General features: G+C 72.5%; 20 protein-coding genes. 10 read left to right on the top strand and 10 right to left on the bottom strand.

Going from position 1 to position 20,959, the window contains the following annotated elements; genetic code table 11:
• The first annotated feature begins 103 nt into the window (after positions 1-103).
• The gene (gene leuB / locus ACTIF1_RS04700; protein ID WP_439595221.1) at positions 104-1,213 is read left to right on the top strand and encodes a 3-isopropylmalate dehydrogenase; all 1,110 of its coding nucleotides are present in this window, start codon (positions 104-106) and stop codon (positions 1,211-1,213) included.
• Here the strand turns inward: leuB and ACTIF1_RS04695 are convergent.
• A complete protein-coding gene (locus ACTIF1_RS04695) occupies positions 1,210-1,929 on the bottom strand; it encodes a carboxymuconolactone decarboxylase family protein (protein WP_439595220.1) in 720 nt (239 codons plus the stop codon). The two genes, leuB and ACTIF1_RS04695, sit on opposite strands and share 4 nt — an antisense overlap.
• Entirely contained in the window at positions 1,926-2,879 is a 954-nt protein-coding gene (locus ACTIF1_RS04690) for a Bug family tripartite tricarboxylate transporter substrate binding protein (RefSeq protein WP_439595219.1), read from the bottom strand. The genes ACTIF1_RS04695 and ACTIF1_RS04690 overlap by 4 nt, the downstream gene beginning before the upstream one ends.
• Before the next feature lie 181 nt (positions 2,880-3,060).
• On the opposite strand from ACTIF1_RS04690, the gene ACTIF1_RS04685 reads away from it, so the two are divergent.
• Both ACTIF1_RS04685 and ACTIF1_RS04680 read left to right on the top strand, forming a co-directional pair.
• A complete protein-coding gene (locus ACTIF1_RS04685; protein ID WP_439595218.1) occupies positions 3,061-3,585 on the top strand; it encodes a cysteine dioxygenase in 525 nt (174 codons plus the stop codon).
• Between the two features lie 71 nt (positions 3,586-3,656).
• Positions 3,657-4,541 (top strand): DMT family transporter, encoded by an 885-nt coding sequence (locus tag ACTIF1_RS04680; protein ID WP_439595217.1) that lies wholly within the window; start codon positions 3,657-3,659, stop codon positions 4,539-4,541.
• Here ACTIF1_RS04680 and ACTIF1_RS04675 read toward each other — a convergent pair.
• The 5 genes from ACTIF1_RS04675 to hutU form a co-directional block, all read right to left on the bottom strand.
• On the bottom strand, positions 4,538-4,759 hold the full coding sequence (locus tag ACTIF1_RS04675; RefSeq protein WP_439595216.1) for a YdcH family protein: 222 nt from the start codon (positions 4,757-4,759) through the stop codon (positions 4,538-4,540). The genes ACTIF1_RS04680 and ACTIF1_RS04675 overlap by 4 nt on opposite strands.
• Before the next feature lie 178 nt (positions 4,760-4,937).
• Entirely contained in the window at positions 4,938-5,348 is a 411-nt protein-coding gene (locus tag ACTIF1_RS04670; RefSeq protein ID WP_439595215.1) for a PaaI family thioesterase, read from the bottom strand.
• Complete coding sequence (gene hutI, locus ACTIF1_RS04665; protein WP_439595214.1) at positions 5,345-6,550, bottom strand: imidazolonepropionase; 1,206 nt, start codon at positions 6,548-6,550, stop codon at positions 5,345-5,347. Before hutI ends, ACTIF1_RS04670 begins: the two co-directional genes overlap by 4 nt.
• A complete protein-coding gene (gene hutH / locus ACTIF1_RS04660) occupies positions 6,547-8,022 on the bottom strand; it encodes a histidine ammonia-lyase (RefSeq protein ID WP_439595213.1) in 1,476 nt (491 codons plus the stop codon). The genes hutI and hutH overlap by 4 nt, the downstream gene beginning before the upstream one ends.
• Positions 8,019-9,689: a urocanate hydratase gene (gene hutU, locus ACTIF1_RS04655; protein WP_439595212.1), complete on the bottom strand. Its 1,671-nt coding sequence runs from the start codon at positions 9,687-9,689 to the stop codon at positions 8,019-8,021. The genes hutH and hutU overlap by 4 nt, the downstream gene beginning before the upstream one ends.
• Positions 9,690-9,753: 64 nt before the next feature.
• Here hutU and ACTIF1_RS04650 point away from each other — a divergent pair, with 64 nt between their 5' ends.
• From ACTIF1_RS04650 to ACTIF1_RS04635, 4 genes are read left to right on the top strand one after another with little or no spacing between them, the layout of a single operon-like run.
• Entirely contained in the window at positions 9,754-10,479 is a 726-nt protein-coding gene (locus ACTIF1_RS04650) for a UTRA domain-containing protein (protein WP_439595211.1), read from the top strand.
• Entirely contained in the window at positions 10,476-11,840 is a 1,365-nt protein-coding gene (locus ACTIF1_RS04645) for a formimidoylglutamate deiminase (protein ID WP_439595210.1), read from the top strand. Before ACTIF1_RS04650 ends, ACTIF1_RS04645 begins: the two co-directional genes overlap by 4 nt.
• A complete protein-coding gene (locus ACTIF1_RS04640; RefSeq protein ID WP_439595209.1) occupies positions 11,837-12,592 on the top strand; it encodes an SDR family NAD(P)-dependent oxidoreductase in 756 nt (251 codons plus the stop codon). Before ACTIF1_RS04645 ends, ACTIF1_RS04640 begins: the two co-directional genes overlap by 4 nt.
• A gap of 1 nt (position 12,593) precedes the next feature.
• The gene (locus tag ACTIF1_RS04635) at positions 12,594-13,430 is read left to right on the top strand and encodes a GNAT family N-acetyltransferase (RefSeq protein ID WP_439595208.1); all 837 of its coding nucleotides are present in this window, start codon (positions 12,594-12,596) and stop codon (positions 13,428-13,430) included.
• A gap of 5 nt (positions 13,431-13,435) precedes the next feature.
• On the opposite strand, the gene ACTIF1_RS04630 is transcribed toward ACTIF1_RS04635, so the two are convergent.
• Genes ACTIF1_RS04630 through ACTIF1_RS04620 form a run of 3 tightly spaced genes read right to left on the bottom strand, consistent with a single transcriptional unit; the run spans position 13,436 to position 15,962 of the window.
• A complete protein-coding gene (locus ACTIF1_RS04630) occupies positions 13,436-14,533 on the bottom strand; it encodes a site-2 protease family protein (RefSeq protein WP_439595207.1) in 1,098 nt (365 codons plus the stop codon).
• Positions 14,533-15,060: a lipocalin family protein gene (locus ACTIF1_RS04625; protein ID WP_439595206.1), complete on the bottom strand. Its 528-nt coding sequence runs from the start codon at positions 15,058-15,060 to the stop codon at positions 14,533-14,535. Before ACTIF1_RS04625 ends, ACTIF1_RS04630 begins: the two co-directional genes overlap by 1 nt.
• Entirely contained in the window at positions 15,057-15,962 is a 906-nt protein-coding gene (locus ACTIF1_RS04620; RefSeq protein ID WP_439595205.1) for a polysaccharide deacetylase family protein, read from the bottom strand. Before ACTIF1_RS04620 ends, ACTIF1_RS04625 begins: the two co-directional genes overlap by 4 nt.
• Positions 15,963-16,088: 126 nt before the next feature.
• Here ACTIF1_RS04620 and cydD point away from each other — a divergent pair, with 126 nt between their 5' ends.
• The 3 genes from cydD to ACTIF1_RS04605 all read left to right on the top strand — a co-directional run bounded on the left by cydD (position 16,089) and on the right by ACTIF1_RS04605 (position 20,935).
• Positions 16,089-17,762 (top strand): thiol reductant ABC exporter subunit CydD, encoded by a 1,674-nt coding sequence (cydD, locus tag ACTIF1_RS04615; RefSeq protein WP_439595204.1) that lies wholly within the window; start codon positions 16,089-16,091, stop codon positions 17,760-17,762.
• Entirely contained in the window at positions 17,759-19,414 is a 1,656-nt protein-coding gene (gene cydC, locus ACTIF1_RS04610) for a thiol reductant ABC exporter subunit CydC (RefSeq protein WP_439595203.1), read from the top strand. The genes cydD and cydC overlap by 4 nt, the downstream gene beginning before the upstream one ends.
• Positions 19,415-19,561: 147 nt before the next feature.
• Positions 19,562-20,935, top strand: coding sequence for a hypothetical protein (locus ACTIF1_RS04605; protein WP_439595202.1), 1,374 nt, complete (start codon positions 19,562-19,564; stop codon positions 20,933-20,935).
• Positions 20,936-20,959: the final 24 nt, after the last annotated feature.

The raw sequence follows: 20,959 nt of genomic DNA, 5'->3' as shown, positions 1-20,959 counted from the left end.
AAGGCAAAGCCGCAGCGACAGCACCAAAGACGGGTCACGGGCTTGACGCGAAGGGCGCAGGGCGGCGCCATGCGGGCCAACCAAGTTCCGGGAGTTTCGCCGCATGACCAAGCCCGCCCGCCCGCCGTTGCATGTCCTGGTCCTCGGCGGGGACGGCATCGGGCCCGAGGTCACGGCGCAGGCGCTGCGGGTGCTGCGCCGGATGCAGGCGAAGCACGAACTGCCCCTGACCATCGAGGAGCAGCCCTATGGCAATGCCACCTGGCGCGCCACCGGCAGCCTGATGCCGGCCGAGACGCATGCCGCGGTGGATCGCGCCGATGCGGTGCTGTTCGGCGCGGTGGACAGCCTGGGCCGCGGCGCAATGCCGGCCGAGGAACGCGCCCGCGGCGGCCTGCTGTCGCTGCGCCGGCGGCTCGGCCTTTTCGCCAATCTGCGGCCGGTGCGGACGGAGCGCGCGCTGGACGCCGTCTCCCCCTTCAAGCCGCGGACGCTGGCGGGGGTGGACCTGGTCTTCGTGCGCGAATTGTCGGGCGGCGTCTATTACGGGGAGCCGCGCGGCATCGAGCGTGACGCGGATGGAAGGCGGCGCGGCGTCAACACGCATATCTACGACGAGGACCAGATCATCCGCGCCGCGCGCTTCGCCTTCGCCCTCGCCCGCGGCCGGCGCGGCGTGCTGACCAGCGTCGACAAGGCCAATGTGATGGAGGCCGGGGCGCTGTGGCGCCAGGTGGTGACGGCGCTGCATCACGACGAATTCCGCGACGTGCGGATGGACCATATGCTGGCCGATACCTGCGCCCTGATGCTGAACCGCGACCCGCAGCGCTTCGACGTGATCCTGACCGACAATCTGTTCGGCGACCTGCTGTCGGATGCCGCGGCGGGCCTGGCCGGCAGCCTCGGCATGCTGCCCAGCGGCAGCCTTTCGGCGCCGCGGCCGGATGGCAGGCGGCGCGCGCTCTATGAGCCGGTGCATGGCTCCGCGCCGGATATCGCCGGCAAGGGCGTGGCGAATCCGCTCGCCGCCATCCTCTCCGTCGCCCTGCTGCTGCGCTGGTCCGCGGGGGCGGAGGCGGCGGCGCGGGAGGTGGAGGCGGCGGTGACCGCCGCGCTGGATGCCGGCGCGCGTTGCGCCGACATCGCCTTGCCGGGCGAGGCGGTGCTGGGCACGGAGGCGATGGGCGAGGCCGTGCTGGCGCGGCTCTAGCCCGGCGCCACCCCCGTCGCCTCGTCATGCCCGCCCTGGCCGGTCAGCGCCGCCCAGGCGCGGAAGCGGGGGCTGGCGGGCAGCGTGCCGTCGGCGATCAGCGCGCGCCAATGGCCACAGGCCTCGACGAAGCGCGGCACGCTGCCGGGGAACATGGCCAGGCTGATCGCCTCCGCCATCGCCTCCTCCTCCACCCCATCCGCATAGGCGGCGGCCAGGTGCCAGGCGAAGGGCCGCCAGCGGGCGCGGCAGACCTGCACGGCCAGCCCCGCCAGATGCACCAGGCGGATGGGCGCGGCCGGCGCCACGATCCGCAGCGTCGTCACATAGCTCGCCTGGGGATCGAAGGGCGCCAGCTGCCGGCCCCAGTCGCGCGCGGCGAAGTCGAAGGCCTCCGCCCCGATGGCGAAGGCGGCTGAAGCAAAGGCGGCACCGATCATCGCATCCGTGCCGCCGGCCGCGCGGAATTTGGTGATGTGATGCGTCGCCAGCGCCTCATCGGTCGCGGCCAGCACCGCAATCCAGACGAATTCGCGGTCGTGGTGGCTCAGCACCCGGTCGTCCAGGGCAAGGGCGGTATAGGCGGCGTCGTAGCCTTCCAGCAGCTTCGGAAAGGCCAGCGCCATCAGCCCGTGATGCGGCAGCAGATAGCCGCGCTTGGCGCGCACCTCGGCCAGGCGCGCCTCCAGCTCCGCCGTCGTCTCGGCGCCGCTCATTCGACGCGGATCTGCGCGCTGCGGGCGATCTCGGCCCAGCGGGTGACCTCGCTGGAGACCATCTCGCTGTACTCGGCCGGGGTCATCCGGTTGGGCGGCGCGCCGAGGCTCGCCAGGCGCTCGACCAGCGCCGGCGTGTTCAGCCCGGCGACGACCGCGCGGTTGATCTCGGCGGCCTGGTCGGCGGGCATGGCGGCGGGGCCCGAAAGGCCGAACCAGTTGGTGGCGACCAGGTCGGGGAAGCCGGCCTCCACCACGCTCGGCACATCCGGCCAGCGCGCCGCGCGCTCCGGCAGGGTGATGGCCAGCAGGCGCAGCCGGTCGTTGTTGCCGATATCGGGCACCGCCGCGATCAGCCCCTCCACCTGGCCGCCGATGACATCCGCCGTGGCCGGGGCGCTGCCGCGATAGGGGACATGGGTGATATCGACCCCGGCCGCCCGCTTCAGCAGTTCCAGCTTCACATGGGAGGAGGTGCCGATGCCGGTGGAGCCGAAGCGCACCGCGCCCGCCTGCGCCTTCGCCCGTGCGACGAGGTCCGCCATGCTGCGGATCGGCCCATCGGCGGCCACCGCGATGGCGGAAGGCACGGCGGCGACCAGGGCGATGTGGCGGAAATCCGTGACCGGGTTGTAGGGCACGCTGCGATTGACCGCCGGCCCGATCGCCTGGCTGGCGATATTGGAGAGCAGGATCACGCCCTCCGCCGGGCCGCGGGCCACGGCGTCCGATCCGATGGCGCCGCCGGCGCCGGCGCGGTTGTCCACCACCACGGGCGCGCCGAGCGCCTGCTCGATCTCCCGCGCGGCCAGCCGGCCCAGCAGATCCGCCGTGCCGCCAGCCGGGAAGGGCACCACCAGGCGCAGCGGCCGGCGGGCGGCCTGGCCGAGGGCGGGGGCGGCGAGGGGTGGGGCGAGCAGGGCGGCGGCGAGCAGGCTGCGGCGAAGCATGGCGGGGATCTCCGGACTTGTATCCCACAGCATAGCCACCCCCGCCCGGCCGCAAAGGGGGCGGCGCGCGCAGGATGAAGGGGCTGCCGTGAGCGGCTTTTTTGGAAGGACACTCTCTTTCCTCGTTGCGCGAAGAAAAAATCGCGGTGTAGTCTCCGCTCGTCGAGGAAAACCCGAGCCCATGACCTTCATCCGCACCCGCACCCCGCGCGAGACCATGCTGGCCGGCATCGCGGCCGCCGCGCGGCAGCCTTTGGTGGAGCGCCCGCGCGCCGTCGCCGCCGCCATCGCGGCCTTCGCCGCCGATCCGGCGCTGCTGGAGGGCATGGACTGCCCCTGCTGCCCGGACCGCTACATCCGCCACCTGCTGCAGAGCGACGAGGAAGCAGGCTATGCCGTGGTCGCGCTGGTCTGGCGGCCGGGCCAGATGTCCCCGGTGCATGGCCACAAGACCTGGTGCGCCTTCGCCGTCCACCAGGGCACGCTGACCGAGACCTATTACGCGCCGCCCGAGGCCGAAGGCGACCTGCCGCAGCCGCTCAGCACGCAGCTGCTGAACCCGGGCCAGGGCAGCCACGGCCCGGCCGATCCCGGCCTGATTCACCGCCTGGCCAATCTTTCCTGCCGCACCGCCATTTCCATCCATTGCTACGGCGTCGGCTTCGACCGCTTCGGCCAGGATGTGAACGAGGTGCACGCCGCCTGACCCGGCCCGCCCCTGGGAAGGGGGCGAGGGTGCGGGTAGGGTGAGGGTGTGATCTCCTCCCCCCAGCACGCGTGAACCGGAATGTCCTGATCGGCCTGTGCTTCGGCCTGGCCGCGGCGCTGACCTGGGGTGGCCAGGCGGTGGTGACCCGCAGCGGCACGGTGGCCGGCTATTCGCCGCTGGATCTCGCCGTCCTGCGCTATGGCGCGGCGGCGCTGGTGCTGCTGCCCTTCGCCTGGCGGGCGCGGCGGGTGCTGGCCGCGATCGGCCCGCCGAAGCTGATGGGGCTGGTCGCCACCGGCGGCGCGGCCAATGCGCTGCTCTTCGGCTGGGGCCTTGTCTACGCGCCCGCAAGCCACGGCGGCACGGTCGCGCCCATCACCGCCGCCGTCATGGGCGCCGTGCTGGCCGTGCCGCTGCTGGGCGAGAGGCCGACGCGGGGGCGGGCCATCGCGCTCGGCTTCATCGTCTGCGGCATCCTGCTGATCGGCTGGGACGGCATTTCGGGTAGCCATCCGGGCGCCTGGCGCGGCGACCTCATCCTGGTCGGCGCGGGCACGGTCTGGGGCGCCTTCACCGTGCTGCTGCGGCGCTGGCGGATTCCGGCGCTGGCCGGCAATGCGGCCATGTGCATCCTCTCCGCCCTGGTGCTGCTGCCGCCCTGGCTCTGGCTGGGCGGCGGCGTGGTGCCCGATATGCCCTGGCAGTCCAACCTGCTGCAGGGCTTTGCCCAGGGCGTTCTCTCCTCCGCCATCGCCACCACGCTCTATGCCCGGGCGGGGGAGCTGATGGGCGCGACGCGCACCGCCTGCCTGACCACCATGGTGCCGGTGGCCGCGGTGCTGATGTCCGTGCTGATCCTGGGGGAGCCGCTGGGCCTGGCGAAGCTGGCCGGCGTGGTGGTGGCGGTCGGCGCCATGCTGATCGCCGTGCTTTTCACCGGCCGGCGGGTCTAGGGCGCCGCATCCTCCCGCGCCCAGCGCGGCATGGCACAGCCGCCGAGGGCGGCCACCCGATCCTTGGCCAGCAGCTTTTCGCGGCTCAGCCGGCGGATCAGCGCCTCATCCGGGGCGGAGCGCGCCCTTTCGGCGGCGATCAGCCGCTCCAGATCCGTCAACCGCTCCACCAGACGCAGCCTGAGCACACCGCCCGACGCGCCGAACCCACCATCCATGACGCCCTCAGCCTCCACTATCCGTCGCTGCGCGGGGGCGCGGCGGTTGGGGAGGCCCGACATCGCGGGAACCGGGGGGAACGCCGCCAGAGGGACCCGGGCCTCTGGATAAGATGCTGGTCCCGCTTTCTGACGATTTCAAGACGAAACCGAGACAGCCCGCCTCAAGCCTGGGCGATCAGCGCCGGGCCAGGCTGGCCCAGCTGGTCGTCACATGGGCGCAGGGCTCCGCCGCCCCCTCCGCCCGCAGGGTCACCTCGCCATAGGAGAGCGTCCGGCCGCGCTTGATGACCCGGGCTTCCGCCAGCACGGCGGTGGCGGGGGGCGGGCGGAGAAAGGTGATGGTGAGGCTCGCCGTCAGGCTCTCATCCCGCCCCTCGGTCAGGGAGAGCAGCGCGACCCACATGGCGACATCGGCCAGGCCCATCAGCGCGGGGCCGGAGACGGTGCCGCCGGGCCGCAAGAGGTCGTCCTTCGCCGGCAGGCGCAGGGTCGCGAGCCCCTCGCCGAAGGACAGCACCTCGATCCCCCAGGCGCCGGCCAGCGGCACGCCGGCCCGCACCCGGTCCTGCATGGCGGCGGTGTTCATCGCCCGGCCACCACGCGGCCGAGGCAGGGGTTGCGGCCGATCCAGTAGCAGAGTTCGGCGGGGCGGGAGATGCCGTATATCGCCAGGTCGCAGCGCAGGCCGGGGGCGAGGGCGCCGCGATCGGCCAGGCCCAGCGCGGCGGCGGCATGGGTGGTGACGCCGGCCAGGGCTTCGGCGACCGTCAGCCGGAACAGGGTGCAGCCCATGTTCAGCATCAGCAGCAGGGAGGGGGCGGGGCAGGAGCCAGGGTTGAGGTCGGTGGCCAGCGCGATGCGCAGCCCCGCCGCGCGCATCGCGGCGATGTCCGGAAAATGGATTTCGCGGATGAAATAGAAGGCACCGGGCAGCAGCACGCCGACGGTGCCGGCGGCGGCCATGGCCGCGAGGCCTTCCGAGTTCGCATATTCGATGTGGTCGGCGGAGAGCGCGCCGTAGCGCGCGGCGAGTGCGGCGCCGCCATCGTCGCGCAGCTGGTCCGCATGCAGCTTGGTGCGCAGCCCGGCGCGGCGGGCGGCGTCGAAGACCCAGGCGGTCTGCTCGGCCGAAAAACCGATGGCGCTATCGGTGAAGGCGTCCACCGCATCGGCCAGGCCCTCGGCCGCGATGGCGGGGATCATCTCCTCCGCCACATGGCGCGCGAAATCCGCGGTGCGGCCGGCAAATTCCGGCGGGGTGGCATGGGCGCCCAGGAAGCTGGTCTGCAGCGAGACGTCCCGCAGCGCCGGCAGGCGGCGGGCTGCGCGCAGCATGCGGGCCTCGGTTGCGAGATCGAGGCCATAGCCCGACTTCACCTCGATGGTGGTGACGCCTTCCGCCAGCAGCTGGTCGAGGCGGGGCAGGGCGGAGGTCACCAGCGCCTCCTCGGAGGCCTCCCGCGTGGCGCGGACGGTGGAGAGGATGCCGCCTCCAGCCTTGGCGATGGCCTCGTAGCTGGCGCCGTCCAGCCGCATCTCGAATTCGCGGGCGCGATCGCCGGCGAAGACCAGGTGGGTGTGGCAGTCGATCAGCCCGGGCAGGATCCAGGCGCCGTCGCAATGCCGCGTTTCCGCCGCCGTGGCCGGCAGGTCCTCGCGCTTGCCGACCCAGGCGATGCGGCCATCCTTCGACGCGATGGCGCCATCCGCGATGACGCCGAGCGGGTCGCCATCCCGCGGCACCAGGGTGCAGAGATTCGCGTCCAGCCAGACGCGGTCGAAGATCATGCGGGCAACTCCACCAGCGCGGCGAAGGCGCCAGCCTGCACCAGCCGGCGCACGGCTTCCATATCGGGCGCCATGAACCTGTCGGCATCCCAGGGCGCCGCGACGCCGCGCACCAGGGCCTGCGCGGCCTGGAGCGGCGGCGAGGTCGTCAGCGGCCGATGAAACTCCAGCCCCTGCGCCGCACACAGCAATTCGATGGAGAGGATGGAAGACAGATTTTCCGCCATCTCGCCCAGCCGCAGCGCGGCGCCGGTGGCCATGCTGACATGGTCCTCCTGGTTCGCGCTGGTGGGCAGGCTGTCGACGCTGCGCGGCGTGGCGAGCGCCCGGTTCTCCGCGACCAGCGCGGCGGCGGTGACCTGGGCGATCATGAAGCCGGAATGCAGCCCGCCCTCCGCCACCAGGAAGGCCGGCAGGCCACTGGTCACGGGGTCCACCAGCAGGGCGATGCGGCGTTCGCTGATGGCGCCGAGTTCCGCGAGTGTCAGGGCGATGGAATCGGCGGCGAAGGCCACCGGCTCCGCGTGGAAATTGCCGCCCGACAGGATGTCGCCATCGGCCATGACCAGGGGATTGTCGGTGACCGCATTGGCCTCGCGTTGCAGGACCGCCGCGGCATGGTCCAGCAGGTCGAGGCAGGCGCCGGCGACCTGCGGCTGGCAGCGCAGGGAATAGGGGTCCTGCACCCGCGTATCACCCTCCCGGTGGCTGTCGCGGATGGCGCTGCCGGCCATCAGCCCGCGCAGCGCGGCGGCGCAGCGGATCTGGCCGGGCTGGCCGCGCAGCGCATGGATGCGCGCATCAAAGGGGGTGTCGGAGCCGCGCGCCGCATCGACGCTGAGCGCGCCGGCCACCAGCGAAGTATGCAGAAGATCCTGGGCCGCAAACAGGTTTGTAAGCGCGATGGCGGTGGAGACCTGCGTGCCGTTCAGCAGCGCCAGCCCCTCCTTCGGCCCGAGCGTCAGCGGCGCGATCCCCGCCTCGGCGCCTGGCCGGCGCGCGCCATTCACAAAAACCTCGCCTTCGCCGACCAGCACCAGCGCGAGATGCGCCAGCGGTGCCAGGTCGCCCGAAGCGCCGACCGAGCCTTTGGATGGAATGACCGGCAGCGCATCCGCCGCCAGCAGCGCGAGCAGCGATTCGACCACCGCGACGCGCACGCCGGAGGCGCCGCGGGACAGCGACAGCGCCTTCAGCGCCAGCACCAGCCGCACCACCGGCGCGGGCAGCGGCGCGCCGGTGCCGGCCGCGTGGCTGCGCAGAAGGTTCAGCTGAAGCTGCGCCAGTTTTTCGGGCGCGATGCGGGTGGAAGCGAGCTTCCCGAAACCCGTGTTCACGCCATAGATCGGGCCATCCTCGGTCAGCCGCGCGGCGAGCACGGCCGCGCCCTGTTCGGTGGCCTCGCGCCAGCCACTTGGCAGTTCGAAGGGCGCGCCCGCCATCACGGCGCGCAGCGTGGCGAGGTCGATCATCGCAGGATTCCCGGCAGGTCGAGGCACTTTTCGCGGGCGCAATCCAGCGCCTCCTCATAGCCCGCATCGGCATGGCGCATCACGCCCGTCGCCGGGTCGTTCCACAGCACGCGCGCCAGCCGCCGCGCCGCCGCTTCCGTGCCATCCGCCACGATCACCATGCCGGCGTGCTGCGAGAATCCCATGCCGACGCCGCCGCCGTGATGCAGCGAGACCCAGGTCGCGCCGGAGGCCGTGTTCAGCAATGCGTTGAGCAAAGGCCAGTCGGAGACGGCATCCGATCCATCGCGCATCGCCTCCGTCTCCCGGTTCGGCGAGGCGACGGAGCCGGAATCCAGGTGGTCGCGCCCGATGACGATGGGCCCGATCTCGCCGCGCGCCACCATCTCGTTGAAGGCGAGGCCGAGCCGATCACGCTGCCCCAGACCCACCCAGCAGATCCGCGCCGGCAGTCCCTGGAAGGCGATTCGCTGCTGCGCCATGTCGAGCCAGTTGTGCAGGTGCCGGTCATCCGGGATCAGCGCCTTCACCTTGGCATCGGTGCGCCGGATATCCTCGGGATCGCCCGAGAGCGCGGCCCAGCGGAACGGCCCGACGCCGCGGCAGAAGAGAGGCCGGATATAGGCGGGCACGAAGCCCGGGAAGTCGAAGGCCTTCGCAAGACCTTCCTCCTTCGCCATCTGCCGGATGTTGTTGCCGTAATCCATCACCACGGCGCCGCGGCTCTGGAAATCCAGCATCGCCTGCACATGCGCCACCATCGAATGTTTGGCCGCCACCGCGACGGCGGCGGGATCGCTCTCCCGCATCGCGGCCCACTTTTCCAGCGACCAGCCCGCGGGCAGGTAGCCATTGGCCGGGTCATGCGCGCTGGTCTGGTCGGTGACGATGTCCGGCACCACGCCGCGCCGCACCAGCTCGGGAAAGACCTCGGCCGCATTGCCAAGCAGGCCGACGCTGATGGCACGGCGGTCCGCACAGGCCGCGCGGATCATCGCCAAAGCCGTGTCCAGATCATCCGCGCGATGATCGAGATAATTCGTCTCCAGCCGCTTCTCGATGGAGGAGGGCTGGCATTCCACCGCCAGCACGCAGGCGCCGGCAAAGACGCCGGCCAGCGGCTGCGCACCGCCCATGCCGCCCAAACCCCCGGTGAGAATCCAGCGGCCCGCGAGGTCCCCGCCAAAATGCTGACGCCCGGCCTCCGCGAAGGTCTCGTAGGTGCCCTGCACGATCCCCTGGCTGCCGATATAGATCCAGGACCCGGCCGTCATCTGGCCGTACATCATCAGCCCCTTGCGATCGAGCTCGGAGAAATGCTCCCAGGTGGCCCAGCGCGGCACCAGGTTGGAGTTCGCGATCAGCACCCGCGGCGCGTCGCTATGCGTGCGGAACACGCCGACCGGTTTTCCCGACTGCACCAGCAGCGTCTGGTCTTCCTCCAGCCGCTTCAGCGTGGCGACGATGCGCTCAAAACTGTCCCAGTCGCGCGCGGCGCGGCCGATGCCGCCATAGACCACCAGCTCGCCCGGCTTCTCCGCCACCTCGTCGTCGAGGTTGTTCATCAGCATCCGCATCGCCGCCTCCGTGGTCCAGTGGCGGCAGCTCAGCTCCAACCCGCGCGGGCTGCGGATGGCGGGGGCGTTGCGGCGGCGCGGATCGGACATCGAGGCTCTCCGGGGCTTTCATCCAGCATTGCGGCTGACAAAGATTATGTCTAGACATAATCGCATGACCCGTCACGCCGCCATCCGCGCCGAGATCGAGGCGCGCATCCTCTCCGGCGCGCTCCGCCCGGGCGACAAGCTGCCCTCCGAGGTCGAACTGGTCGCGGAACACGGCGTGGCGCGGATGACGGCGAGCCGGGCGCTGGCCGATCTTGTGGCGGCCGGCCTTGTGGTGCGCCGCCGCAAGGCCGGCAGCTTCGTGGCCGCACCGCGGGCGGAGGAGGCGCTGCTCGGCATTCCTGACCTCCGCGCCACTATCGGCCCCGGCCATCGCCACGCCGTGCTGTCCCGCGCGCTGCGGGCCGCCACGGCCGAGGATCGCGCCCGGCTGGGCGCCCTGCCGCGCGGCGCCCGCGTGCTGGCGCTGGTGGTGCGGCACGAGGCCGGCGGCCTGGCCATGGCGCTGGAGGACCGCCTCATCAGCCTGCACGCCGTCCCCGAAGCGCGCGCCGAGAGATTCGAGAAAACGCCGCCCGGCTCCTGGCTGCTGGACCGCGTGCCCTGGACGGAGGCCGAGCATCGCATCAGCGCCATCGCGGCGGATGCGGACACCGCCGGCCGGCTCGGCATCGCGCCGGGCGCCGCCTGCCTGGTGCTGGACCGCCGCAGCTTTCGCGGCGAGGAGGCTGTCACCGCCGTCCGCTTGACCTATCCCGGCGACCGCCACGCCTTCACCGGCCGCTCCCGCCCATTGCGCGAGGCGCCGCAACCAGGAATACGGGACGCATGACCAAGACCTTCCTAGCCAGCGCCGCGCTGCTGCCGCAGGGCTGGGCGCGGGACGTGCTGATCGAGGCCGATGCCGCCGGCTTCATCACCGCCGTCACCGCCGATGCCGCGCCGCTGGGAACCACCCGCCGGCTTACCGGCGCCGTCGTGCCAGGCGTCCCGAACCTGCACTCCCACGCCTTCCAGCGCGCCATGGCCGGTGGCGCCGAACGCCGCAGCCCGATGGGCCAGGACAGTTTCTGGACCTGGCGCGAGACCATGTACCGCTTCGTCGGCCGTTTCGCGCCCGAGGATGCCGAGGCCGTCGCCGCGCAGCTCCACGTCGAGCTTCTGGAGCACGGTTTTTCGAGTTTGTGCGAGTTTCATTACCTGCACCACCAGCCGGACGGCACGCCCTATGCGGACCGTGCGGAAATGGCACGGCGAAACATCGCAGCTGCGCGGCGGACGGGCCTCGGGCTCACCATGCTGCCCTCGCTCTACCGCCACGGCGGCATCTTCGGCGTGGCGCCGCATGAGGGGCAGCGGCGCTTCCTGAACGATCTCGACGGCTTCTTCGCCATCGTGGAGGCCACGCGCGCCGCCATCGGCGACGACCCGCAGATGGCACTCGGCCTCGCCCCGCATTCGCTGCGAGCCGTCACGCCCGAGATGCTGCGCGCGATCCAGGATTTCGCCGGCCCCATCCATATCCACGCCGCCGAACAGCCGAAGGAAGTCGCGGAATGCCTGGCCGCCACCGGCGCGCGGCCGGTGCAGTGGCTGCTGGACCATGCGCCGCTCGATGCGCGCTGGGTGCTGATCCACGCGACGCATATGGAGGCCGCCGAGATCACGGGCCTGGCGCGCAGTGGCGCCGTCGCCGGCCTCTGCCCGACGACGGAGGCCTCGCTCGGCGACGGCATCTTCGCGCTACCCGACTTTCTCGCCGCCGGTGGCCGCTTCGGCGTCGGCACGGACAGCCATGTCGGCACCGCGCCGCGCGAGGAGTTGCGCCAGCTGGAGACCAGCCAGCGCCTGCGCGACAATGCCCGCTCCATCGCCACCGCCGACCAGAACCCGCATCCCGGCCGCACCCTGCTGGATGCCGCCCTGGCCGGCGGCGCCCAGGCCAGCGGGCGGCGGATCGGCGCCCTCGCGCCGGGGATGCGCGCCGATCTCGTCGAGCTCGACTCGCAGCACCCCACCCTGCTGGGGCGAGAGGGGGATGCGCTGCTCGACGCCTGGGTCTTCAGCGGCCAGTCCAACCCCGTCCGCACCGTCATCGTCGGCGGCCGCGCGGTGGTGGAGGCCGGGCGGCATATCGACGCCATGGCCATTCGGGACCAGTTTGGCGCCGCAATGCGGAGACTCTTGGCATGAGTGGACAGTTGGACGGCCAGGTGGCGGTCATCACCGGCGGCAGCCGCGGCATCGGGCGGGCCATCGCGCTGCTGTTTGCCCGCGAAGGCGCCGATATCGCCTTCTGCCACCTGAATGACGCCGAAGGCGCCGCCCCCGTCATCGCGCAGATCGAGGCCCTCGGGCGCCGCGCCTTCGCCGCCTCCGTCGATGTCGCGGACCTGCCCGCGCTCCGCGCCTTCATCACCGAGGCGGAGCAAAAACTTGGCCCCTGCGACATCCTGGTGAACAATGCCGGCCTGAACATCCGCGGCCCCATCGAGACCATCACGGAAGACATGTTCGACCGGGTGATGAACGTGCATGTGAAAGCCAGCTTCTTCGCCGCCCAGGCGGTTTGGGACGGCATGGCCGCGCGCGGCCGCGGCCGCATCATCACCACGGCCAGCCAGCTCGGCCTGAAGGGCGCGGCGAATATCGTGCCCTATTGCACCGCCAAGGCGGCGCTGATCGGCATGACCCGCGCGCTGGGGCATGAGGGCGCGCCCAAGGGCATCCTGGTCAATGCCATCGCGCCGGGGCCGGTCGCCACCGACCTCACGGCGCAGCTCGGTGCGGAATGGGCGGAGCGCACCGGCGCGAAGCTGCCCATCGGCCGCGTCGGCCAGCCGGAGGAGATCGCCGCCGCCGCGCTGCTGCTGGCCTCCTCACCGGGGGGCGACTTCTTCGTCGGCGCCACGCTGTCGCCGAATGGCGGGGACATCATGCACTGACATGGCACGCCTCATCACCCTGAGCGCGGCGCAGGCCGCGACCGCCGTCGAATGGGCCGCCGCCGAGGGCTGGAATCCCGGCCTTTCGGACCTGCCCTGCTTCCTCATCCAGGACCCGGGCCTGTTCCTGGCCATGGAGGAAGACGGCGCGCTGCTCAGCGTCATCTCCGCCACGCGGTATGGGACGGATTTCGGCTTCATCGGCTTCTACATCGCGCGGCCGGAGCTGCGCGGGCAGGGGCATGGCATGGCCGTGTGGCGCGCGGCCATGGCGCAGCTGGAAGGTAGGCTGATCGGCCTGGATGGCGTGGTGGCGCAGCAGGCGAACTACCGCAAATCCGGATTCCGGCTCGCCTGGAACACCATCCGCTTCGGCGGCCTGCCCGCTCGCCCGCCCGTGCCGGCGCAGGGCATCGTGCCGGCCGGGGACGTCCCCTTCGCCGCACTTTCCGCGCTGGATCGCAGCGTCTTCCCGGCAACTCGGGAAGCCTATCTGCGCGCCTGGATCGCCCAGCCCGGCCATGTGGCGCTGGCGCATGTCTCGGATGGCGCGGTCACCGGCTTCGGCGTGATCCGCCCGGCGCGGGAGGGCCACAAGATCGGCCCGCTGACCGCCGAGACGCCGGAGGTGGCGCAGGCCCTGGCCGCCGCGCTGATCGCCCGCGTGCCGGAAGGCCCCGTCTTCATCGATGTGCCGGAGCCGCATCGCGCCGCCGTGGCGCTGGCCGAGGGTCTCGGCCTGACGCCGGGCTTCGAGTGCGCGCGCATGTACACCGGCCCCGCGCCGCAGATCCGCGCCGAACGGCTGTTCGGCGGGATGAGCCTGGAACTGGGCTGAACCAATCAGCTGGCGCGCGCCGCCTGGCCCGCGCGCGCCGCCTCCAGCATCAGCATCTCGCCCAGGTTCTCGTGCGTCAGCACGCCGATCAGGCGGCCGCCCGAATCCACCACGCCGATCGGGCCCGCAGCCTCCTGCATCACGCGCAGCGCCTCCTCCAGCGCCGTGCGATGCGGCACCACCGGCACCTCGCGCCGCATCGCCTCCAGCACCGGTGCATCCGGTCCGTCCTGCTGCAGGGCGCGGACCAGGTCGCTGCGGGTCAGGATGCCGCGCAGCCTTCCGCCGCCGTCCACCACCGGAAAATCGGTCTGCGCGGTGCGGATCAGCAGTTCCGCCGCATCGGCGATGCGCGCCGTCACGGGCAGGCTCTCGAAGCGGGTGATCATGGCGTCCTCGGCCGTCATGCCGCGGGACAATTCGCGCAGTTGCACCGCCTGCGCCTCCGCCTGCGCGCCGAGCCAGACGAAGAGCGCCACGAAGACCATCAGCGGCGCCCCGTTCAGCAGGCCCAGCAGCCCCAGCCCGAAGGCCAGCACCTGCCCGATGCCGGAGGCGATCTCCGTCGCCCGCCGTGCGCCCAGCCGCATGGCCAGCAGCGCCCGCAGCACGCGGCCGCCATCCATGGGGAAGGCCGGCAGAAGGTTGAAGACCACCAGCGTCACATTCACCCAGAACAGCCGCGCCAGCATGCCATGCGCGGGATTCTCCAGATTGGCCGCGGCCTCCATCGCCGGCAGGCCGCCGAGCGCCAGGAACAGCAGCAGCGCGATCACCACATTCACCGCCGGCCCGGCCAGCGCCACCACCAGCTCCTCCGCCGGCTTGTCCGGAATTCGCTCCAGCCGTGCGACACCCCCGATCGGCAGCAGGGTGATGTCCGGTGTGCGCACGCCATAGCGGCGGGCGGCGGCGACATGGCCGAATTCGTGCAGCAGCACGCAGCCGAAGAGCAGGCAGATGAAGACGATGCCCTCCACCGCCGCCGGCAGCCCGCCCTGCAGGCCATGCGCGACGCCGATCCAGGCCAGCAGCAGCAGGAAGGTCAGGTGCAGCCGGATCTCGGTGCCCGCGATGCGGCCGAGCGGGATGGACCAGGACATCACGGCGCCTCCTGCGGTGTGGTCTGCAGGCGGCTGACGACGAATCCCTGCGCGGCGGCGATGCCCACGGCCTCGGCATAGTAGCCCGGCGCAAGGGCCGGCCGGCGCGACAGGATCCAGAGGTAGTCGCGCCCCGGCGCGCCCACCACGGCCCAGCGATAGCCGGGATCCAGCCCGATCACCCAGTAGTCGCCGTAGAAGGGCCAGAAGAAGCTGACGCGCAGCTTCGCATTGCCGCTGCCCTCCACGACATAGGCCTCGCCCTCCGCCAGCCGCGGCGCACCGGCATTGTCCAGGCACCGGTTCACCACGCCCACCCTGCCATCCGGCCGCGGGGTATAGGTGGCGGTGGTATGGGTGCAGCCGCGCGGACCGTCCTGGAAGCTGTTCGGAATGCGGGAAATCTCGAACCAGGTGCCGGCATAGCGGGCGAGATCCACCTGCGGCACCGTCGCCACCGGCGGCCGATCGGGTGCGGTGGCGCAGGCGCCGAGAAGCAGCAGGACAGCAACCAGGGCGCGCTTCATGCGGGATACTCCGAACCCGGCACCACGCCGGGCGGCAGGGCTGCCACGTGTTCGAAAATGGCGCCGGCGGTGGTGATCCAGATGGTGTCGCGATGCTGCGCGATCTCGCCCAGCGCGCGGCGCAGCTGCCGCATGCGATGCGGCTGGCCGATGATATAGGGGTGCAGCGCGATGCCCATCACCTGCGGCAGCCCGTCCCGCACCTGGTGCAGGCGCTCGTGGAAATCGTCCAGGATCATATCGGCAAAGGCCGCCGCGCCATCCTTGCGGCCGACGATGGCGGGAATGTCGTTCACCTCCTGCGGATAGGGCATGGCGAGCAGCTTTCCCGCGCGGGTCCGCATCCAGATCGGGGCATCATCGGCGCACCAGTTCATGGAATAGGCATAGCCCGCCTCCGCCAGCAGATCGGGCGTCGTGCGGCTTTCGGCGATCCAGGGGCTGAGCCAGCCGCGCGGGGCCTGGCCCTCATGCCGGCGGATCGCCTCGGTCGATTCGGCGATCAGCGCGGCTTCCTCGGCCTCCGGCAGGATCGATTGCCGTTCGGAATTGGTGCGGCCATGGCCTGCGATCTCATCGCCGCGGGCGCGATGCGCGGCCACCAGCTCCGGCGCATAGTCATACATGGCGCTGTTCAGCAGCACCGTGGCAGGCAGGCGCAATTCGTCGAGCAGATCCAGCAGCCGCCAGGCGCCAACGCGATTGCCGTAGTCCCGCCAGGCGAAGTTCAGCACATCCGGCTGCGGCCCGCCGGCCGCCAGCTCCGCGCCCAGCCCCTCGGCGAAGGCGAAATGCTCCAGGTTGACGCCGAGATAGACGGCCAGCGCCGCGCCGCCGGGCCAGGCATAGGGCGTCCGGCCGGACCAGCCGGCATAGTCGTAGCGTCCATGGGTGGGCAGCATGGCGGGCCTCCGGCAGCGGAAGCCGGCAGGTTGGGGTTTTCGCACCACAGGGCAAGCCCGATTGGTTAACCGAAGCGCCGGGGGGTGATGACCGGTGGGCCGCCCTGGCCTATTCTCCGCCGGGACATGACCAGGGCGAGACAGGGGGGGGATGCGGCGTCGGCGCTGCTGCAGCGCGAGGCGCGTGCGGCACGCGGCCGGCTGGGCCTGCCCGTGGCGCTCGGCCTTGCGCAGATCCTCATCGGCATCGCCCAGGCCTGGCTGATCGCGGGCCTCATCGCCACCCTGCTGGGTTTCGGCGCCGCTGGCTGGCCGGCGCTCGGGGCTGTCGCCGCCCTGGCGCTGGTCTCGGCCGGGCTGGGCGTGGCGCAGGAACGCGCGCTGCTCGCGGCCGGGGAGGCCGCCAAGGCCCGCCTGCGCGCCACCGTCTTCGACCGGCTGCTGGCCCGCGCGACGGAGGACCCGCGCGGCGTCGGCGAGGGTGCCGCGCTGGTGGTGGACCGGATCGAGGCGCTGGAGGGCTTTCTGACGCGCTGGCTGCCGGCGGCGGCCCTCGCCATCGCGGGCCCGATCCTTGTCGCCGGCGCGGCCTTCGCCGTGGATGCGACCAGCGGCGCCATCCTGCTGGTGGCCGCGCTTCTGGTGCCGGTCGCCATGGCGGTGACCGGCATCGGCGCCGCCCAGGCCAGCCGCCGGCAATTCGCCGCGCTGGATCTGCTGTCCGGCCGCTTCCTGGACCGCATGCGCGGCCTGCCCACCCTGGTGCTGTTCCGGCGGCAGGAGGCCGAGGCGGAGGCGCTGGGCCGGGCGGCGGAGGATCTGCGCCAGCGCACCATGCGGGTGCTGCGGGTGGCCTTCCTCTCCTCCGCCTCGATGGAGGCGCTGGCCGCAGGCGCCATCGCCTGCCTGGCCATCCGGCACGGCGCGGTGCTCGGCCAGAACCATCCGGACCCGGCGGGCGCGATCTTCTGCCTGCTGCTGGTGCCGGCGCTGTTCACCCCCTTGCGCGCCTTCTCCCAGGCCTATCACGAGCGCCTTTCCGCCCGCGGCGCGGCGGCCGAGCTGGCGCCGCTGCTGGACGGCGAGGCGCAGGCCGGGCTGAAGCTGGAGGAGATGCCCGGCAAGCTGGTGGTCAGCTTCCAGGATGTGCGCCTGACCTACGACCCGACCCGCGCGCCCGCCTTGGATGGCCTGAGCTTTCGGGTGCTGCCGGGTGAGACGCTGGTGCTGGCCGGACCTTCGGGCGCCGGCAAATCCTCCATCCTGCGGCTGCTGATGGGTTTCCGGCGGCCGGATTCGGGGCGCATTTCCCTCAATGGCCAGGACGCCACGCTGCTGGCGCCGGCCGAGCTGCGGCGCCTCTCCTCCTATGTCGGCCAGCGCGCCCATCTGTTCCGCGGCACGATCCGCGAGAACATCGCGCTGGCCCGGCCGGAGGCGACGGCCGCCGAGGTGGAGGCCGCCGCCACCGCCGCCCGCGTGACGGATTTCGCCAAGACCCTGCCGCAGGGGCTGGAGACGCAGGTGGGGGAGGGCGGCTTCGGCCTGTCCGGCGGCCAGGCACAGCGGGTCGCCATCGCGCGGGCCTTCCTGCGCGACACGCCCCTGGTGCTGCTGGACGAGCCGACGGCGCATCTGGACCCGGGGACCGAGGCCGATGTGCTGGACAGCCTGCGCCGCCTCTGCACCGGGCGGACCGCGATCATCGCCAGCCATAGCCGGGCCGCGCAGCGGGCGCTGGGGCGGGTGCTGGAGATCGAGGCAGGGCGCGCGCAGGGCCAGCGGATGGCGGGCGAATGACGGCTGATCTCCTGCGGGTCCTGGGTTTGTGGCGGGGCCGGGCGGGCTGGCTGCTGGCCGGCATGGCGGTGGCCTGCGGCGCGGTGCTGGCGGGCCTCGCCCTGCTGGGCCTGGCCGGGCGCGGCGTGGCGGAAGGCGTGACCCAGGCGGCGGTCTTCACCGGCGGCGCGGCAGCCCTGATCTGGCTGCGCCCGGTCATCATCCTGCGCCCCCTGCTGCGCTACCTCGAACGCCTGGTGACCCACGCCGCCACCTTCCGCGCGCTGGCCGATACCCGCATCTGGTTCTTTCGCAGGCTCGCCGAGCGGCTGCCGGCCGGGCTTGGTTTTCGCCGCGCGGGGGATCTGCTGGGGCGGCTGGTGTCCGACATCGATGCGCTGGACCGCGTCTATCTCGGCGCCCTGGTGCCGGGCGTGGCGGGGGCGGCGGCGGTGCTGGCCATCGCGCTGATCCTGGGCGCCATCGACGCTTCGCTGGCGGCGCTGGTGGCCCTGCCGCTGGCGCTGGCCCTGCTGCTGCCACCGCTGCTGGCGCCGGGGGCGGCGGCCGCCGGGCAGCGCGTGGCGGAAAGCCAGGGCGCGCTGCGCGCCGCCGTGGTGGATCCGCTGACCGGCATCGAGGATACGCTGGCCGCGGGCGCCGAGCCCCGCGCCGCCGCCCGGGTGGCCCGCGAAGGCACCGCGCTGGCCCAGGCGCAGCGGGCCCTGGCCCGGCGCGGCGCCTGGGGGGGCGCGGCCGGCGCCCTGCTCGGCCAGGCGGCCATGCTCGGCGCCCTGGCCTATGGGCTGGCGATGGGGGAGGCCGGCATCGCCGCCGCGGTGCTCGGCCTGTTCCTGGCCATCGCGGCCGGGGAGGCGCTGGGCCTGATGCCGCGCGCCGGCGCCGCCCTCGCCGCCGCGGGTGCCAGCGCCCGCCGGCTGTTCGAGGCCGCGGACCAGGCCCCGCCCGTGGCCGAACCGGTCGCGCCGGCAGCCCTGCCCAAGGGCCATGCCATCCGCATCCGCGACCTGCACTTCACCTGGACGCCGGAGGGCCCTCCGGTCTTCGAGGGGCTGGACCTCGATGTGCCGGAAGGCGCGCGCATCGCGCTGCTCGGCCCCTCGGGCATCGGCAAGTCCACGCTCGCCTCCCTGCTGCTGAAGCTGGCCGCGCCGCGATCGGGCAGCATCACGCTGGGCGGCGTCGAGATCGCCAGCCTGCCGGCGGATGCCGTGCGCTCGCGCATCGCCTGCCTGACCCAGGATGCGCGCCTCTTCGACGACACGATCGAGGCCAATCTCCGCCTCGGCCGGCCGGAGGCGGAGGAGGTCGCGATATGGCAGGCGCTGGACCGCGCCGGGATCGGGGAGGTGGTGCGCAGCCTGCCCGAAGGCCTGGCGACGCGCTGCGGCGAGGCCGGCGCCCGCTTCTCCGGCGGCCAGGCGCGCCGCCTGGTGCTGGCCCGCGCGCTGCTGTCCGAGGCCCCGGTGCTGATCCTGGACGAGCCCGCGGCCGGGCTGGACCCGGAGACGGAGCGTGCCTTCCTGGAGACGCTGGGCGAGGCGACCGCCGGGCGCAGCGTGATCCTGATCGTCCACCGGCTGGTGGGGGTGGAACGCCCGACGCGCATCCTGCGGCTCGCCGCGGGGCGGGCCGTGCCGGCGATGGGCTGACCCCCCCCCCCCGCCGGCACCCCAGGGCGGCTCGACCCAGGAACCGCCCCTTTCGCGCAAGCCGTCCGAGGGTCCCGACCTTCGCTCCTCATTGCGCTGCCGCGACGTCCCGGCGCATCCTGCGCCGGGGCAGGGCGGGGGCGCGGGATGGCGGAGGAGGCGAAGACCGCCGTGGTGATGATCCACGGCATCGGCGAGCAGCGTCCGATGGAGACCCTCTGGGGCTTCGTCACCACCGCCTGGTCCACGGACCGCGACCTGACCGGCGATGGGCAGGGCGAGACCTTCGCCAAGCCGGACCAGATGAGCGGCAGCTTCGAACTGCGCCGTGTCACCACCCGCAAATGGACCGGCGAGGCCGCGCGGCGGGTGGATTTCTTCGAATTCTACTGGGCGCATCTGCTGACCGGGAACACGGTGGCGGATGTGCTGGGCTGGCTGAAGCGCCTGCTGTGGCGCTGGCCCAGCTCCGTGCCGCCGCGGCTGAAGGGGATGTGGCGGGCCGGGTTGGTCGCAGGGCTGCTGGCCATCGCGATCGCGTTGCTCGCCTGGCTGAAGCCGGGATGGCGGCCAGCCACCATCCCATACTGGGTCTGGCCCCTGGCCACTGCACTGGCCGGCCTGGGCTGGTTCTTGCTGTCGCGCTTTGGCGGCCCGGTGCTGGGCGATGCGGCGCGCTACCTCAGCCCGACGCCCAACAACGTGGCTGCCCGCCAGAGGATCCGGGAGGCGGGGATCGACCTTCTGGAGAAGCTGCGGGCCTCGGGCAAATACGACCGCATCATCGTGGTCGGCCACAGCCTGGGCTCCGTCATCGGCTATGACGTGCTGAACCACGCCTTCGCCCGCATCGGTGACGGGGCCATGGCCGAGGCGCATGATGCGGCGGTGACGGCGGCGATGCAGGCGGTGGAGGCGGCGGCGGTGGCGCTGCGCCGCGCCGATGAGGCGGATTGCGGCGCCGCGCGCGTCGCCTATCGCGAGGCCCAGCGCGCCTATGCCGCGGCCCTGGCCCAGGCCCCCGGCCGGCCCTGGCTGGTCAGCGACTTCGTCACCTGCGGCAGCCCGTTATCCAAGGCCGATGTCCTGCTGGCGCAGGATGCCGCGGCGCTGAAGCTGGCCAAGCTGCGCCGCCAGGCGCCGACCGCCCCACCCTGGCTGGAGGAAGAGATACGCTTCACCTATCGGCTGAAAACCGGCCAGCGCATCCCGCACCACGCCGCCGTCTTCGCCCCGGTGGTCTGGACCAATATCTACCACCCGAGCCGCCTGGTCGCCTTCGGCGACTTCATCTCCGGCCCCGTGGCGCCGATCCTTGGCCGCGGCATCCTGGATATCCAGGTGCCGATCGGCGCCTGGCGCTTCCTGCATACGCGCTACTGGAGGCTGGACGCCGGCAAGCAGGTGGCCCCCGTTGTGCGGGCGCTGCGGCGCGCGCTGAACCTGCGCGGCGCGTCGGAGGAGGCGCTCTGGGGCGACCAGGCCACGGCGCCGGAAGTGGCGGCCGACAAGCTGCCCTGATCCCGCGCCCCTGGCGCCCGTCCC

Source organism: Falsiroseomonas sp., assembly GCF_051860665.1.
In the GTDB taxonomy this organism is placed as follows: domain Bacteria; phylum Pseudomonadota; class Alphaproteobacteria; order Acetobacterales; family Acetobacteraceae; genus Falsiroseomonas.
This window is presented reverse-complemented; position numbering and strand designations above follow the sequence as displayed.

Bases quoted from the DNA above. Each gene is read 5' to 3' on its own strand.
- leuB (WP_439595221.1), top strand. From the start codon at position 104: ATGACCAAGCCCGCCCGCCCGCCGTTGCATGTCCTGGTCCTCGGCGGG.
- ACTIF1_RS04695 (WP_439595220.1), bottom strand. From the start codon at position 1,929: ATGAGCGGCGCCGAGACGACGGCGGAGCTGGAGGCGCGCCTGGCCGAG.
- ACTIF1_RS04690 (WP_439595219.1), bottom strand. From the start codon at position 2,879: ATGCTTCGCCGCAGCCTGCTCGCCGCCGCCCTGCTCGCCCCACCCCTC.
- ACTIF1_RS04685 (WP_439595218.1), top strand. From the start codon at position 3,061: ATGACCTTCATCCGCACCCGCACCCCGCGCGAGACCATGCTGGCCGGC.
- ACTIF1_RS04675 (WP_439595216.1), bottom strand. From the start codon at position 4,759: ATGGATGGTGGGTTCGGCGCGTCGGGCGGTGTGCTCAGGCTGCGTCTG.
- ACTIF1_RS04670 (WP_439595215.1), bottom strand. From the start codon at position 5,348: ATGAACACCGCCGCCATGCAGGACCGGGTGCGGGCCGGCGTGCCGCTG.
- hutI (WP_439595214.1), bottom strand. From the start codon at position 6,550: ATGATCTTCGACCGCGTCTGGCTGGACGCGAATCTCTGCACCCTGGTG.
- hutH (WP_439595213.1), bottom strand. From the start codon at position 8,022: ATGATCGACCTCGCCACGCTGCGCGCCGTGATGGCGGGCGCGCCCTTC.
- hutU (WP_439595212.1), bottom strand. From the start codon at position 9,689: ATGTCCGATCCGCGCCGCCGCAACGCCCCCGCCATCCGCAGCCCGCGC.
- ACTIF1_RS04650 (WP_439595211.1), top strand. From the start codon at position 9,754: ATGACCCGTCACGCCGCCATCCGCGCCGAGATCGAGGCGCGCATCCTC.
- ACTIF1_RS04645 (WP_439595210.1), top strand. From the start codon at position 10,476: ATGACCAAGACCTTCCTAGCCAGCGCCGCGCTGCTGCCGCAGGGCTGG.
- ACTIF1_RS04640 (WP_439595209.1), top strand. From the start codon at position 11,837: ATGAGTGGACAGTTGGACGGCCAGGTGGCGGTCATCACCGGCGGCAGC.
- ACTIF1_RS04635 (WP_439595208.1), top strand. From the start codon at position 12,594: ATGGCACGCCTCATCACCCTGAGCGCGGCGCAGGCCGCGACCGCCGTC.
- ACTIF1_RS04630 (WP_439595207.1), bottom strand. From the start codon at position 14,533: ATGTCCTGGTCCATCCCGCTCGGCCGCATCGCGGGCACCGAGATCCGG.
- ACTIF1_RS04625 (WP_439595206.1), bottom strand. From the start codon at position 15,060: ATGAAGCGCGCCCTGGTTGCTGTCCTGCTGCTTCTCGGCGCCTGCGCC.
- ACTIF1_RS04620 (WP_439595205.1), bottom strand. From the start codon at position 15,962: ATGCTGCCCACCCATGGACGCTACGACTATGCCGGCTGGTCCGGCCGG.
- cydD (WP_439595204.1), top strand. From the start codon at position 16,089: ATGACCAGGGCGAGACAGGGGGGGGATGCGGCGTCGGCGCTGCTGCAG.
- cydC (WP_439595203.1), top strand. From the start codon at position 17,759: ATGACGGCTGATCTCCTGCGGGTCCTGGGTTTGTGGCGGGGCCGGGCG.
- ACTIF1_RS04605 (WP_439595202.1), top strand. From the start codon at position 19,562: ATGGCGGAGGAGGCGAAGACCGCCGTGGTGATGATCCACGGCATCGGC.